Source organism: Fischerella sp. JS2, assembly GCF_032393985.1.
GTDB lineage: Bacteria > Cyanobacteriota > Cyanobacteriia > Cyanobacteriales > Nostocaceae > Fischerella.
The window spans coordinates 4,626,862-4,640,706 of the sequence record NZ_CP135918.1 but is presented as its reverse complement, the minus strand read 5'-3'; the positions used below and the strand labels follow the sequence as shown (position 1 = coordinate 4,640,706).

The 13,845-nt window shown below is 41.7% G+C and carries 15 protein-coding genes; 9 read left to right on the top strand and 6 right to left on the bottom strand.

The window, feature by feature from the left end; genetic code table 11:
• Positions 1-111: 111 nt before the first annotated feature.
• Positions 112-654 carry a ComEA family DNA-binding protein gene (locus tag RS893_RS19675; protein ID WP_315787143.1) on the bottom strand — a complete coding sequence of 181 codons (543 nt, stop codon included), beginning with the start codon at positions 652-654 and terminating at the stop codon, positions 112-114.
• Positions 655-745: 91 nt separating this feature from the next.
• Positions 746-1,120, bottom strand: coding sequence for an NINE protein (locus RS893_RS19670; RefSeq protein ID WP_315787141.1), 375 nt, complete (start codon positions 1,118-1,120; stop codon positions 746-748).
• 495 nt (positions 1,121-1,615) lie between these two features.
• Between RS893_RS19670 and RS893_RS19665 the strand changes: the two genes are divergently transcribed.
• Positions 1,616-1,939: a DUF1825 family protein gene (locus RS893_RS19665; protein ID WP_315787139.1), complete on the top strand. Its 324-nt coding sequence runs from the start codon at positions 1,616-1,618 to the stop codon at positions 1,937-1,939.
• Positions 1,940-2,052: 113 nt separating this feature from the next.
• Here the strand turns inward: RS893_RS19665 and RS893_RS19660 are convergent, their stop codons facing one another.
• On the bottom strand, positions 2,053-3,972 hold the full coding sequence (locus RS893_RS19660) for a transglycosylase domain-containing protein (RefSeq protein WP_315787137.1): 1,920 nt from the start codon (positions 3,970-3,972) through the stop codon (positions 2,053-2,055).
• Between the two features lie 176 nt (positions 3,973-4,148).
• On the opposite strand from RS893_RS19660, the gene tyrS reads away from it, so the two are divergent.
• The 4 genes from tyrS (at position 4,149) to mscL (ending at position 7,441) form a co-directional block, all read left to right on the top strand.
• Positions 4,149-5,318, top strand: coding sequence for a tyrosine--tRNA ligase (gene tyrS / locus RS893_RS19655; RefSeq protein WP_315792036.1), 1,170 nt, complete (start codon positions 4,149-4,151; stop codon positions 5,316-5,318).
• A 139-nt stretch (positions 5,319-5,457) separates the two neighbouring features.
• Complete coding sequence (gene pyrF / locus RS893_RS19650) at positions 5,458-6,177, top strand: orotidine-5'-phosphate decarboxylase (RefSeq protein ID WP_315787135.1); 720 nt, start codon at positions 5,458-5,460, stop codon at positions 6,175-6,177.
• Complete coding sequence (locus tag RS893_RS19645) at positions 6,174-6,914, top strand: hypothetical protein (protein WP_315787133.1); 741 nt, start codon at positions 6,174-6,176, stop codon at positions 6,912-6,914. Before pyrF ends, RS893_RS19645 begins: the two co-directional genes overlap by 4 nt.
• Positions 6,915-7,009: 95 nt before the next feature.
• Positions 7,010-7,441, top strand: a complete 432-nt coding sequence (gene mscL, locus RS893_RS19640) for a large conductance mechanosensitive channel protein MscL (protein WP_315787131.1) — start codon at positions 7,010-7,012, stop codon at positions 7,439-7,441.
• 18 nt (positions 7,442-7,459) lie between these two features.
• Here mscL and RS893_RS19635 read toward each other — a convergent pair whose 3' ends face one another.
• On the bottom strand, positions 7,460-8,158 hold the full coding sequence (locus RS893_RS19635; protein WP_315787130.1) for a uracil-DNA glycosylase: 699 nt from the start codon (positions 8,156-8,158) through the stop codon (positions 7,460-7,462).
• Positions 8,159-8,413: 255 nt separating this feature from the next.
• Here RS893_RS19635 and RS893_RS19630 point away from each other — a divergent pair, with 255 nt between their 5' ends.
• Positions 8,414-9,082 carry a phosphoribosyltransferase gene (locus RS893_RS19630; RefSeq protein WP_315787128.1) on the top strand — a complete coding sequence of 223 codons (669 nt, stop codon included), beginning with the start codon at positions 8,414-8,416 and terminating at the stop codon, positions 9,080-9,082.
• Positions 9,083-9,261: 179 nt separating this feature from the next.
• Here RS893_RS19630 and RS893_RS19625 read toward each other — a convergent pair whose 3' ends face one another.
• Entirely contained in the window at positions 9,262-10,050 is a 789-nt protein-coding gene (locus tag RS893_RS19625; protein ID WP_315787126.1) for a nucleotidyltransferase family protein, read from the bottom strand.
• A gap of 335 nt (positions 10,051-10,385) precedes the next feature.
• A complete protein-coding gene (locus RS893_RS19620) occupies positions 10,386-10,709 on the bottom strand; it encodes a YkvA family protein (protein WP_315787124.1) in 324 nt (107 codons plus the stop codon).
• Positions 10,710-10,906: 197 nt separating this feature from the next.
• Between RS893_RS19620 and cbiT the strand changes: the two genes are divergently transcribed.
• The 3 genes from cbiT to RS893_RS19605 all read left to right on the top strand — a co-directional run bounded on the left by cbiT (position 10,907) and on the right by RS893_RS19605 (position 13,786).
• Positions 10,907-11,509, top strand: a complete 603-nt coding sequence (cbiT, locus tag RS893_RS19615) for a precorrin-6Y C5,15-methyltransferase subunit CbiT (protein WP_315787122.1) — start codon at positions 10,907-10,909, stop codon at positions 11,507-11,509.
• Positions 11,510-11,600: 91 nt separating this feature from the next.
• Positions 11,601-12,482 (top strand): phosphatidate cytidylyltransferase, encoded by an 882-nt coding sequence (locus RS893_RS19610; protein ID WP_315787121.1) that lies wholly within the window; start codon positions 11,601-11,603, stop codon positions 12,480-12,482.
• A 410-nt stretch (positions 12,483-12,892) separates the two neighbouring features.
• Complete coding sequence (locus RS893_RS19605; RefSeq protein WP_315787120.1) at positions 12,893-13,786, top strand: AraC family transcriptional regulator; 894 nt, start codon at positions 12,893-12,895, stop codon at positions 13,784-13,786.
• The last annotated feature ends 59 nt before the right edge of the window (positions 13,787-13,845 follow it).

Genomic DNA, 13,845 nt, shown 5'->3' with positions numbered 1-13,845 from the left:
TTGGTAGCAGCCCCACTGAGGGCACACCACCCGCTACGAATGAAATACAAATCCTCTTCCCTTCTGCCCTCTGCCTTGTTTCTTCAACAATCAACAACCAACTATCAACATTTAAAACCTGAGATAATACATCAGCTGGGCCAGGATATCACCAGAGAGATTCAAGCGTCGTTGGAAATCTACTAAATTACGATAGGGCCCAGCTGCTTGGCGATTGTCAATGACTGCCTGAGCAATGGATGAGTCTATAAATGGGATTTTTGCTAAACTCTCAACTGTTGCTGTATTAGGATTAATTGTATAAGTAATATTATCTACAGATTCGTCATCATAATAACTAAAATTTAAAATCGCCTCTAAAGGCTTGAGTCGCTGTACTGAGATGCTTAAAGCAGCTGCTATATCCTCTATACAGTAAAATTTAACACCAGTACGTGATAGTTCTACAAGCGATCGCGCCTGATGAATAGATAACCCTGGTAGGCGCAACCAATCATCTACAGTCGCCTGGTTGACATCTATACGTATACCCAAAGATATAGCGATCGCGATTTCTTCTATGGACTGAAATCTGTAGTAGGGGTCATTAAGCAGTTTAGAACGCAGTTTTTGTAATCTAGAGTTAAGTGTAAATGGCAACCTGTTTTGGTTCATGACATTGTTGTGGATAGTGGTTAGTGGATAGTAGATAGTGGTTAGTAGTTAAAAATTGCCCAACAACTACTAACTACTAACCACTAACAAATTAAGAAATTTGATCGAGCAATTGACGGCGTTTTTGTTCAAATTCATACTCAGAAATCAATCCATCTTGACGTAAAGCATCTAACTCACGCAAAGCATCTGCAACCGCCCCGACTTGATTTGCTCCTGAGTGTACAGAACGAACTACTGACTTACCTTGATTAAAATTGTGATCAAAAGCTTCTTCATCTTGAGCTAAATACCAAACTCCTTCAATGGCACTTGCTACCTTCGGAATCGGCGTCCATGACAGCAGCACATATAAAACGCCCCACAACGGCTGTCCCAAATAAAACTTATGTAAACCGGAAATTGTTAATGTGCCAGCAAACGCTAAAATCGCAGCAACACTTCGGCTTTTTCGCTTAGTCAACATCTTTGTTTCCTCATCCAACCAACCACTACCATACTTTTGATTGCAAGACAGCCATATTAGCAAAGACCCTTGATAAAATGAGCATTGCTGCTATCTAACTTTAAACCTCTAAATATTTATTGTATTGAAGCTGAGGATTGGTAATGGGGAGTGTGAAGAGTGTGAAGAGTGTGTAGACACGCAAGTGGCTTCCCGTAGGGTGGAGTAAGGTATTAACAACCAACCACCAACACCAACTACTAACCACTAACCAATGTACAGACGTGCCATGGCACGTCTGGTACAACAATCAACTACCAACAATTGACTATTGACAAATGACAATTGACCAACTAATTTCTAATTTCGTCAAGTGTTGATATCTCGGTAAAAAACCGTACTTTAACCGAAGCTTATTTTCTAGGTTAGTTCCCTAGACTAAAATAGACCTAGAGGCAAAAGTTATAAGACAAAGTGAGCTACTGATCATCAGTACTCATAGGGTACAGAAGTAAAATGGGATTCTTTGACTCTGAGATAGTTCAGCAAGAAGCAAAACAGCTATTTGAAGATTATCAAGCGCTGATTAAACTTGGCAGCAATTACGGCAAGTTTGATCGCGAGGGTAAGAAGCTGTTTATTGAGCAAATGGAAGCGATGATGGAGCGTTATCGCGTCTTTATGAAGCGATTCGAGCTGTCTGAAGATTTTATGGCGCAAATGACAATCCAGCAGCTGAAAACTCAGCTTAGTCAGTTTGGCGTCACACCACAACAAATGTTCGAGCAAATGCATGTCACCCTGGAACGGATGAAAGCAGAACTGGAAAAACAAAACTAGAGACCAGGGGCTAGAGGCTAGAAAATGAAAAACAAAAAATACAAAATTAAAATTTTTTAATTTCTAATTTTTAATTAACTTGTCTCTAATCCCCAATTTTTAGCTGCTAGTCCCTACTTTTTAGGGCGAGGAAACTTAGATGGTGGCTTGAAGTACTCTACTGGCTGATTCTTAAGTGCTTTCAGCATAAAGTCTCGCCAGATAGGAGCTACCATAGTACCGCCTGTGGCACCAGTCGCTAATTGTCTATTGTCGTCTCTACCTACCCAAACAGCAGTTGTCAGTTGGGGTACAGTGCCGACAAACCAAATATCTTTTTCTGAAGAAGTTGTTCCCGTCTTCCCAGCTGCTGGACGGTCAATAGCCGCATTCTTACCAGTACCATCAGTAATTACTGATTGCATGACATTCAAAATTGCTGCTGCTGCCCAAGGTTCTAGAACTTGTTGAGGCTTGGGAGTATTATCTAACAAGACATTACCGCTGCTATCGGTAACACGGACAATTACTGTTGTTGGTGACTGCCAACCATAATTGGCAAAGGTAGCATAAGCGCCTGCCATTTCCACAGGTGTCACCCCAATAGCCCCAAGGGGTAAAGAAGTCACCGGTTCCATCGGACTCATAATTCCCAAGGTACGGCATGTCTCAACAACTTTGTTCATGCCAATAGCCTTACCTATCTTGATCACGGGGACATTACGAGATAACTTCAAAGCAGTGCGGATTGACATAGCCCCACTGTAACCGCCGTCGTAGTTACGTGGACTATACCAACCACTACCATCTCGATAGCTAACTGGAGTATCATACACTATTGTTTCTGGATTGTACTTGCCAGTAGCAAAAGCGGTATAGTAAACAAAGGGTTTAAAGGCAGATCCTGGTTGCCGATAAGCTTGGGTTGCGCGGTTAAATTCACTCGTTTTAGGGTCTACACCTCCCACCAAAGCTTTTACGTAATGGGTACGAGGATCAATTGCTACTAAGGCAATTTGGTTTTTAGATAACCCTTGCCCAAGTAATCTTTTGTGCCACTTACTGACGGTATCCTCTGCCATTTCTTGAAACTTGGCATCAACGGTGGTTTGTACCCGCATACCGCCTTTTAACAAAGCTTCACGACCAAATTTCCTTGCTAGTTCTTGAGATACAGCGTTGGTTACATAAGGTAAGGCACTACCTTGGAATGATCGAATTCTACCTAGTTTGATTTTTTCTTTTAAAGCGTTGTCGTATTCTTTTTGAGTGATCCAGCCCAAAGTCAGCATTCGTCCCAAAACTTCCTTCTGCTGGTATTTAGCTTTTTCCATACTGACAAACGGGCTATACTCTTCTGGTGCTTGGATTAAACCCGCCATCATTGCCGACTCACCTAGAGTTAAGTACTCTGCTGACTTATTAAAATAACTGCGCGCCGCCGTTTGGACACCATAGTTGTTGTGACCCCAATACACTTGATTGAGGTACATTTCTAAGACTTGGTCTTTTGTAAGTATTTGTTCGAGGCGAATTGCCAATACCGCCTCTGCGATTTTACGGGTAAATTGACGTCTCTGGGACAAAAACAGGTTTTTCACCAGTTGCATGGTGATCGTAGAACCACCCTCACGCACCCCACCAGCTACCCAGTTGGTAACAACAGCACGCCCCACACCTTTGGGGTTAATACCGTGGTGAAAGTAAAAGTCAGCGTCTTCACTTGCTAGTACTGCACGCTTGAGTTGCGGGGAAATTTTATCTAGTGGTACAACCTCTCGATTAGCTTCACCGTGGATACTCGCTAATAACTTGCCCTTGATGTCATAAATATAGGTTGTTTCTGAAGGGAAAAAATTACGTAGCTGTCTTACATCAGGCAAGTTGCGGAAACTGATGGCTAAACCAACTAATCCTCCCGCTACAATGGAACTCGCTAGCATGGTAATTGATAGCAGAGTACCGCCAGCTACCTGACCGACTCCTTTCAAAAACTCAACGCCAGATGAAGGGCTACCTTGGGATTGCTTATCTTCAAAAGTCCTAGACGACACGGCGTTCTCACTTCCTCACTTGTAAATATAACTATAATTTCTTCAGCGCAGCAAAACGATTAATTTTTTGCAATTATATTAGTTTGGCAGATAAAAGAACGGAAGCATTGCTAGTGACTATAACCTACCCAACTTCCATATTGCAAAGTATAGATAACACTCAATATCCTCATAGTATGGCGCAGAATTTTTCTTGGTTACGTCGCGGCGTTGTCGAAATTTTTCCACAACCAACTGATTCGGACAGTGAATCTGAAAGTCTAGAAAAGCGTTTAGCCACAACCGACCGACCTTTGCGGATAAAATTGGGCATTGACCCGACAGGCGCGGATATTCATCTCGGTCATAGCATACCAGTAAGGAAACTGCGAGCTTTTCAAGATGCTGGTCATACAGCAGTGTTGATTATTGGTGATTTTACGGCACGGATTGGCGATCCTACAGGTAAGTCAGATGTACGTTGCCAACTTACACAACAAGAAGTTGAAGCAAACGCTCAGACTTATCTTGACCAAGTACGACCTATTTTAGATTTTGACACACCTGGAAGGTTAGAGGTGCGATATAACTCACAGTGGCTTTCCAAGCTGGACTTGGGAAAAATTTTAGAGTTACTCTCAACCATGACAGTGGGACAAATGCTAGCAAAAGAAGGATTTGCTGAACGTTATAAAAAAGAGAATCCAATTTTTCTACATGAGTTCCTTTATCCGTTAATGCAGGGTTTTGATTCTGTGGCTGTGGAGGCTGATGTGGAGTTGGGTGGTACTGATCAGAAATTTAACATAGCAGTAGGACGAGATTTACAGCGTCATTTTGGACAGAAACCCCAGTTTGGTGTACTGCTGCCGCTTTTACTTGGCACAGATGGCCTGCAAAAAATGTCTAAGTCTTTAGGTAACTACGTAGGATTACGAGAGCATCCTAGTCAAAAGTATCAAAAATTGCAAGGTATTCCAGACCACCTGCTAAAAGATTATTTTGAACTGTTGACAGATTTACCTCTAGACAAACTACCAGAAAATCCACGCGATCGCCAAAAACTACTCGCGCAAGAAATAGTCCGGCAGTATCACGGACAGAATGCCGTGGATAACATTGAAGCAGGAGATCTACCCGAATTTTCTCTATCTAAAGTAGAATTTCCAGCAAAATTATCCTATATTCTCAATGCCAGTGGCTTATGCAAAAGTAGTGGAGAAGGAAAGCGGAAAATTCAAGAGGGTGGTGTACGACTAGATGGCGATCGCATCACTGATGTAGATACTGCTTTCCAAGCTGCTGGTGAATTGTACGGACGAGTTTTGCAACTGGGGAAAAATAAGTTTGTCAGACTTGTACCATGATCGGTAATGGGTAATGGTAATAGGGGATAAAAAATACCAATTCCCCTTCGGGTTCGCTACTTTGCCATCTCGGCATAAGCCAAGACGGCAAGTAGTCTCACCAATTACCAATTACCAAAACTAACGTGATAAACCCTAAATGGACGCAGAGCAAAAAATTATTGTTCCCTTAGATGTGGCAAATATTACAGATGCGATCGCCCTGATGGAAAAATTGCCACAAGTCAGTTTTTGGAAAGTTGGTTTAGAGTTGTTTACAAGTACAGGGCCGCAGATTTTCCAGGAGTTAAAATCGCGGCAAAAGCGGATTTTCCTAGATTTGAAATTTCATGATATCCCTAACACCGTTGCTGGTGCTTGTCGGGTGGCAGCAGGTTACGACGTTGACTTGCTAACAATTCATGCCACAGCTGGTAGAGATGCCCTTAAAGCAGCAACAGAGGCAGTACAAACAGGGGCAGCACAAGCAGGAGTGGAACCACCTAAACTGATTGCCATTACAGTTTTAACTAGTATTTCTTCCCGACAGTTGGCATTTGATTTAAAAATTCCCCTAGAATTGCCAGAGTATGCTCTGGAAATGGCACTGATGGCCCAAGAGGCAGGGTTAAACGGGGCAGTTTGTTCGCCCCACGAAGTGGCACAACTGCGGCATAGTTGTGGAAATGAGTTTTTACTAGTTTGTCCAGGCGTACGTCCCCCTTGGGCAGAAAAAGGAGATCAAAAGCGATCACTTACCCCCAGCCAGGCACTAAAAGCAGGAGCAAATTATCTTGTGATTGGGCGTCCCATCACTGCTGCTATGGAACCTGAGTTAGCCTGGAAACAAATTTGCGAGGAGTTAGCAACAGTGGCATGAAGTCCAAAGCCAAAAAAAATCAACCCCAAACAGTAAGGGAAGGATTACAGGGTAAGGGAAAAGGGAAAAATGCCAACCCTTTAACCTTGAACCTTTACTCTTTACCCAACTTCTGTAAGAAGTCTATTTATTGCTTTTGGCTTACAGCTTGTAGCTTCTGGTTGTTCACCTCAAATTTCCTTAACTACCAAGTATTCGCGCAAAATCCTACCTCTTCATCAATAAGCAGGGAGAAGTCTTTTTGTTCAGAACCAAATCTAGAAATATTAACTACGCAGCTTTTGCGGGATTTACCTAGTTATGCCAATCGAGTTATTCAACGCGCCCGCCGCTTTGGCAGAAAAACTGATATTTTTAGTTATGTTCTGATAGCAGGTAGACCGGAATTTGCACCACTGCCCCTAAACTTAACCGGAGAAATCCCTAAAGAATTAAAATATACTGAAAAAGATGTTAGTCAAGTATTTTTTACTACTTTAGAGCGGCAGTATATTGGTAAAAAAGCTGTGGAATTACAACAATTTCACTGGCTATTTTTAGCCAAAGCTGAGAATGGATGGTGGATGGTGATGATGTTTTCTCGAACGGGTTCTGATCCTAAACAAAATCCTCCCACACCACCACAGGATAGCAGTCACGGTGTAGTTGCCCAAGGAATTAAAACATGGTTAAGAGATTGTCGTGCAGGAGATGTGCGATTTCAAAGAGCTATACTTAGCAGCACATCAGAGGAATAATACAGAGGGTAAATTTTCCCTAGTCGTTGTCTGAAAAACTGTATAATTATCCACCTAAACAAAAAAATTGATAATTTTAGAAGGATAAAAGACTGATGGCGCGTAGTAATGACTTTTGGGCTGATTTTCGCAGGTTTTTGATGCAAGGTAACGTGATTGATTTAGCTGTTGCAGTGGTTATCGGAGCTGCATTTAGCAAAATTGTCACTTCTGTTGTAGAGGATATCATCACACCAGTCATTTTGAATCCTGTATTAAAAGCTGCAAAAGTAAATGACTTACAAAATTTATCAGTCAACGGCATTAAATACGGTGTGTTTTTGGCTGCAATCATCAACTTTTTGGTGATTGCTTTTTGTATTTTTCTGATCATTCGTGCTTTTGAAAAAGCCAAGAAAAGATTCGTTCGTAGTGGGGAGGCTGCTGCGGAAGCAAGTGCGACTGATCCAGCAGTTGCAGCCCAAGAAAGATTAACTGACGCGATAGAACGTCTAACAACTACAATTGAATCTCAAACAAGCAGATAGCTAGTAGTAATCAAAACTCTAGTCTTTAGTCCCTAAAATTTCATCATACTTAGCGCGCACTGCTTGGATATCTTGCCACATCAACCATTTAGGGCTACCAACTTCGCGGGAAGGGTTACGCAGTAGGTAAGAAGGGTGAAAAATCGGCATACATAAACGTCCTTCCCACTCCATCCAAGTTCCGCGAATTTTAGTAATCCCTCGTTTATCGCCAATTAAACCTTTAACAGCAGTTGCACCTGTCAAAAGAATGATTTTTGGATCTACCAAGCGAATTTGTTCTAATAAATAGGGTTTGCAAGCTTCGATTTCTTCATTGGTAGGAACTCGGTTATTTGGTGGTCGGCATTTATTTACGTTACATATGTATACATCTTTTTCTGTATCTAGTTTTACCGACTCTAGAATTTTCTCTAAAAGCTGTCCTGCTCGACCAACAAATGGTAGCCCTGTTTCGTCTTCGTTTTGTCCAGGTGCTTCGCCTACAACCATAATGGGTGCTTTGAGGCTACCGCGTCCGACAACAGCATGGGTACGAGTGTTTCCTAAATCACAGCGATGACACTGGTTACAATGCTGTGCTAACTCGACCATATCGGCATAAACTCCCATAGGAATGGGAATTTTAGCGTCTGTGGGAATCAATTCTTTTTTGTCAAAATTAGATTCCTGTAAATTGGATTCCCCAAAAAGACTAAGTTGATGTTCGCTGCTCATGAAACTTGCAATATTAATTTAAGCACAAGGTGTCTAATCTGAGTAAAATCATTAACCCAAAAACTTGCACGTTCAGCCCAGCAGTGCAGTACCTTGTGTCTGTTAACATTACGAAATTATACTTTTATTGGGCTATTTGTGAACGTTTGTGCCAACAAAACTGTTTCTAGTTTAACAAAATAGAAAATTTGTTCAATTTCAGAAAAATTCAGTCATGATCAAAGCAATGGTATTGTCATGTACTGGGGGAAAACAATGTCAAATACCCCGCTTTTTAATGATCGTACTCAAGCTGGAGAGAGACTAGCCGAAGTAGTTCAGTCAACTTTAATTAAACAAGCATCTGAGTCTGAAATCAAGCCTGTACCAATAGTCTATGCTTTGCCGCGAGGTGGACTAGAGGTAGCAGCACCAGTTGCACGTGTTTTAGATTGTCCATTAACGATATTAGTATCGAAAAAGATTAGCCATCCAGAAAATCCAGAGTTGGCAATTGGTGCGGTAAGTGCTTGTGGTAGTGTAATTTGGGAGCAGCCAAGAAGATCAGATCAAAGACACAATTGGCGATCGCACATAACAGCATTAGATACAGCAATTAACCAAGCTAAATCTTTGGAAGCACAGTTGAGTGTTGCTTGCCCACAGGTGAATGCAGAAGGTGCTATAGCTATTATTGTTGATGATGGTATTGCGACGGGAATGACAATGGCAGCAGCAGCTGTTGCCATCAGAAAACTTTCTCCAGCAGAGGTTTGGTTATGTGCGCCAGTCGCACCACTACGATTAGTACCTTGGTTACATCAATGGGGCGATCGCGTCATTGTTTTAGCCACACCAGAACCGTTTGCCAGTGTGAGCAATTTTTATCAAGAATTCCCCCAAGTAGAAACTACAGAAGCTCTTACATATCTTCAATGTCAATAGTCATTGGTCATTTGTCATTTGTTATTAGTTAGTGGTTAGTTGTTGATTGTTAGTAGTTAGTGGTTAATGGTTGTTTGTTGGTTGTTAGTGGTTAGTTGTTAATGGCTTACAACTCCTCATACTCCCTTGGAGGAGTGGGGGCTGGTGAGTTCCCCACCTCCCCACACTCCCCCCACCCCTCACACTCTCCCTACTCCCAGCCGCACAGCTTGCACTAAATCATTTGGTGTACCAATATCTAGGTAGGTTCCATCGGCAAATACTTCTGCTTGAACATGAAAACCCTGTTTAATTGCAGCTTGAATGACATCTCCAATCGGCAGTTCTGGTAACTGAGGTAAATTAGGATTAGCCTTGAGAGGAATAAGATACTCATGTAGAAACTGAGTAAAAGCTGGTGTCCAAACAGCAATACCCCACATATAACGCAAGTCCGATTGGCGGGGTTTTTCGATTATTTGCCGTACTCTACCTGTATCATCGAAGTCAACCATACCTGCTTTCTCTGGTTGATCAGTGGGGAATAATCCCAAAACCACGTCTGCTTGAGTAACCTGTTGACGTGCTAACACCTTGACAAACGCATCTTGGGGTTGAAACAAGATATCAGGAAAACCCAACGCGATGATTGCATCCCGAACAAAAGGGTAAGCTTGATCTAAGGTAAACGGTACGCCATAAGGCAAACCCATAATTAGATAGCCCAAGCTCATAAAGAGCATAGCACCATCCCGAAAATACTCCGGGATATCCCACTTCCCCGGACGCAAAATAAAGTATGCCTGATTAATTTCCGCCAGTTGCATTTTCTCTAGCAGGTACTGGCAAACTACTTTCGGTCGCCAGTTATTTGGCTCACCAAAATCTTGAAAACCGACAGGATATAACTCTTTGCTTAGCGGTAAAGGAGAAATCCGTTTTGCCTGTCCACCTGCTGGTAGCAGTCCAATAACTTGGCGATCGCTCATAAATTATTTGTTAGTAGTTAGTGGGTAGAGACGCGAGGAACATCGCGTCTGTACATTAGTGGTTAGTAGTTAGTGGTTGGTTATTCTCCTCACACTCCCCACACTTCCCACACTCCCCACTGCCCCTAATCCCCACCAGGGGACCGATGAGTTCCCCCTTGTCCCCCTTGTCTTCCGTGTCTCTGTTCTAATACCCAATCCAAAATCTGTCTTGAAAAGTTTGTGTCTACAAAGTTTTCGCAAAATCTAAAATCCAAATTTGTATAAAAAATATCCCCTTCCCAAGCCATTCTGGCAACAGAAAGGGGTGATTCAATTTTAAGATTCAATTGCAACTATTTAACGGAAACTGCATCAACATCCACAGTCGTGCTGGAGGTAGAATCCTTAGTAGTATCAGTAGCTTCAACTTCTACATTGGCGTCTACATTACTCCGACGCGCTTTGAAGCCTTCAATTACGAGCCCTGATACCTCAGTTACCAGCAAAGTTAAAAGAAAAACATCGTCAATTTGTCCCACAATTGGTAAGAAGTCTGGGGCGATATCAAATGGACTGACAAAATATAAAAGTGTTCCTAAAATTACCCACCAGCGATATTTAGGGTTACGAATCAAGTCGCGATACCAGGTATAAAGAGATTGAACTGAAAATTTCATGACCTTCACCTCTAGTTACTTTTAATTTTGGCAAATGATTCTTTATAGTTCTTGGGGAAATAACCGTCCTAATATGTCTGGAAGTTGCTACCAAAATTGGGGATAGGGTATAGGGGACTGGAAGGGGTTATTTTTCTCTCCCTGCTCCCCGCTTCCCAATCCCCAATCCTTAATCCTTAACTCCTATTTAAACTTGTATGTCTTCCCAACTCTGGCCCTACCTAAGTCCTGGCATTCCTGATGATTTATTTGAGCATTTGCCAGGAATTCCCCTCAGTCAAAGAGAAATTCGACTACTGTTGATTGCCCAATTACGACTCTTACCCAACACAGTTTTATGGGATATTGGTGCAGGTACGGGTACTATTCCCGTAGAAGTTGGATTGTTATGTCCCCAAGGGCGAATCATTGCAGTGGAACGAGATGAAGAAGTTGCCAACCTGATTCGTCGTAACTGCGATCGCTTTAATGTCAAAAATGTTGAAGTTATTGAAGGTAGCGCTCCTGAGTGTTTGCATAATCTGAAGGAAACACCCCACCGTGTCTGTATAGAAGGTGGACGGGCCATCCAAGAAATTTTGCAAGCAGTCTGGTATTATTTGCCACCATCAGGTAGAGTGGTCGCCACAGCTGCTAATCTAGAAAGTCTGTATGCGATTTCTCTAAGCTTTGCCCAACTGCAAGCGAGAAATATTGAAGTTGTACAATCTGGGATTAACCGCTTGGAAACACGCGGTTTTTCTCAAACTTTTACTGCTGTCGATCCAATTTTTATCCTCAGTGGTGAAAAGTTAGATTAAATTCAATAACAACAAACTAGGAGATTACTCAATTCAAAATTAAAAAATCTTAATTGATTAGTCTCCAGTCCCTAGTCTCTATTTCCTACCTATGCCTTGGTCTCGAATTTTGAGTGGAATTGTTGCGATCGCTGTTGCTTTATCAGCAACTGTTTTGGGTGGATGGTACTTTACCATCGTATTTGCAATCATTATCTTTTTAGGTCAAAACGAATTCTTTGATTTGGTCAAAGCTAAAGGCATAGCTCCCACTGTTAAAACTACTATGGTTGTCAGTCAAATTCTCCTAGCAATTTGTACACTAGATGGCAATTTAGCTGATGCTGTTATGCCCTTAGCCGGTACTTTTATCTGTTTTTACTTGCTGTTTCAACCCAAAATGGCTACGATCGCGGATATTTCCGCTTCAATACTGGGACTTTTTTATACTGGATATTTACCGAGCTACTGGGTAAGATTGCGAGCATTTAACACCACAGCTAGCAATCTTCCTCTGGGAGGCTACTGGCCTCCAAATTGGGCAGATTTCTTCGCACATAAACACTCAGTTACTTTACCAGATGGTCTGACGGCTACACTAATGACTTTCCTTTGTATCTGGGCGGCAGATATTGGTGCTTATACCTTTGGTAAATTTTTTGGCAAGACTCCCTTATCTGATATTAGCCCGAAAAAAACTGTAGAAGGTGCTGTGTTTGGTGTTGCTGCAAGTATAATAGTTGCATTTGCTACAGCTTACTATTTTAACTGGCCTAAATACCCTATTACTGGTTTGATATTGGGCTTGTTAATTGGGGTTGCTGGTCTTTTAGGTGACTTAACTGAATCAATGCTTAAACGAGATGCTGGAGTCAAAGATTCAGGACAACTAATCCCTGGTCACGGCGGCATTTTAGACCGTACTGATAGTTATATTTTTACCGCTCCTTTAGTTTACTATTTTATATCTCTTCTATTACCGTTATTGATTTAGTTAGCAGTTGGTTGTTGGTTAGTAGGTAGAGACGCGAGGAACATCGCGTCTGTACATTAGTAGTTAGTGGTTAGTAGTTAGTGGTTAGTAGTTAGTTCTTAGTTATTCCTCACACCCCATCTCCTCATCTCCCCATCTCCCATAACTTCATAAATCTAATTGAATTTCTAGTAATGCTGATGGTAAAGATTACAAAGTTCAATCGTTGACTTTAAAAAGCAACCCTGAAAAATGTACTTTAATAAGGATAATAAATAATATATTATCTCAATACAAGAGATAACCTTGTTACATAAAACTATTGATAAACTATACTAATTTCAAGGCTGCATTCAACCAACCACTTCCTATCCATACAAATAATGTTTTGAAAAAGTGGCAATAACAGCCCAGCGGCAAAGGAGAAGCCAATGCGATGGGAACAGTCCCTGGCCATTGATGTGACTAGAGTAGATGTTCGTAAGCATGTTCTCACCAGACCGCCCATATTATCAAGCCATGAATCAGGATGGGAAAACCTGGGTTTGGAGTATCACATCCAGCCTGCCTATGAAAGCCCGGAACATTACTCTACTAATTATGTGCTTGTAATTAGGATTAGATGCCAGTTAGAATTAGAAAGGTGGCTAGGTGAATGCCATAAAAGCGAAACCTCCATGCCAGGGGATGTTGCAGTCATACCGCCTTACATAACTCATAGAGCAATCACTGTAGAGGAATCTGAGTTTATTGCTTTAACTTTGGATTCTGAATTAGTAGCCAAAATAGCCCACGAGTCAGTTGAATCAGACGTAGTTGAGATTATACCACACTTTTCCAAGCCTGATCCTTTGATTTATCAAATTGGGCTTGCCCTCAAGAGCGCACTAGAATCTAATCATTCTGTTAGTCGTCTTTATGCTGATTCTATGGCCACTGCATTGTCAGCCCATTTGTTGCAACACTACTCTGCCCCAAAACATTGTCTGCAAGATTACCGAGGAGGTTTACCCAAACACAAGCTACAAAGGGTAACAGAATATATTATTGACCATTTGGCAGAAGATTTGTTGCTGGGAGCGATGGCTCAGGAAGTTGGTCTGAGTAGATACCACTTTGCCCGATTATTCAAGCAATCCACAGGTCTTTCTCCCTATCAGTACGTAATTCACTGTAGGATTGAGCGTGCCAAAATGTTGCTCTTACAGAGTAAACTCAAAATTTCTGAAGTTGCTTCCATAGTAGGTTTTGCAGATCAAAGCCAATTTACACGCCATTTCAAGCGTTTATTGGGAGTCACACCCAAAGAATTACGTAGAAAATAGCAACAATATTCTAAAAAAGCAATAATCATCTATACAGCAACAATCAAGTTTCGATACCT

Coding starts and splice junctions, on each gene's coding strand:
- RS893_RS19675 (WP_315787143.1), bottom strand. CDS start 654: ATGAACCAAAACAGGTTGCCATTTACACTTAACTCTAGATTACAAAAA.
- RS893_RS19670 (WP_315787141.1), bottom strand. CDS start 1,120: ATGTTGACTAAGCGAAAAAGCCGAAGTGTTGCTGCGATTTTAGCGTTT.
- RS893_RS19665 (WP_315787139.1), top strand. CDS start 1,616: ATGGGATTCTTTGACTCTGAGATAGTTCAGCAAGAAGCAAAACAGCTA.
- tyrS (WP_315792036.1), top strand. CDS start 4,149: ATGGCGCAGAATTTTTCTTGGTTACGTCGCGGCGTTGTCGAAATTTTT.
- pyrF (WP_315787135.1), top strand. CDS start 5,458: ATGGACGCAGAGCAAAAAATTATTGTTCCCTTAGATGTGGCAAATATT.
- RS893_RS19645 (WP_315787133.1), top strand. CDS start 6,174: ATGAAGTCCAAAGCCAAAAAAAATCAACCCCAAACAGTAAGGGAAGGA.
- mscL (WP_315787131.1), top strand. CDS start 7,010: ATGGCGCGTAGTAATGACTTTTGGGCTGATTTTCGCAGGTTTTTGATG.
- RS893_RS19635 (WP_315787130.1), bottom strand. CDS start 8,158: ATGAGCAGCGAACATCAACTTAGTCTTTTTGGGGAATCCAATTTACAG.
- RS893_RS19630 (WP_315787128.1), top strand. CDS start 8,414: ATGTCAAATACCCCGCTTTTTAATGATCGTACTCAAGCTGGAGAGAGA.
- RS893_RS19625 (WP_315787126.1), bottom strand. CDS start 10,050: ATGAGCGATCGCCAAGTTATTGGACTGCTACCAGCAGGTGGACAGGCA.
- RS893_RS19620 (WP_315787124.1), bottom strand. CDS start 10,709: ATGAAATTTTCAGTTCAATCTCTTTATACCTGGTATCGCGACTTGATT.
- cbiT (WP_315787122.1), top strand. CDS start 10,907: ATGTCTTCCCAACTCTGGCCCTACCTAAGTCCTGGCATTCCTGATGAT.
- RS893_RS19610 (WP_315787121.1), top strand. CDS start 11,601: ATGCCTTGGTCTCGAATTTTGAGTGGAATTGTTGCGATCGCTGTTGCT.
- RS893_RS19605 (WP_315787120.1), top strand. CDS start 12,893: ATGCGATGGGAACAGTCCCTGGCCATTGATGTGACTAGAGTAGATGTT.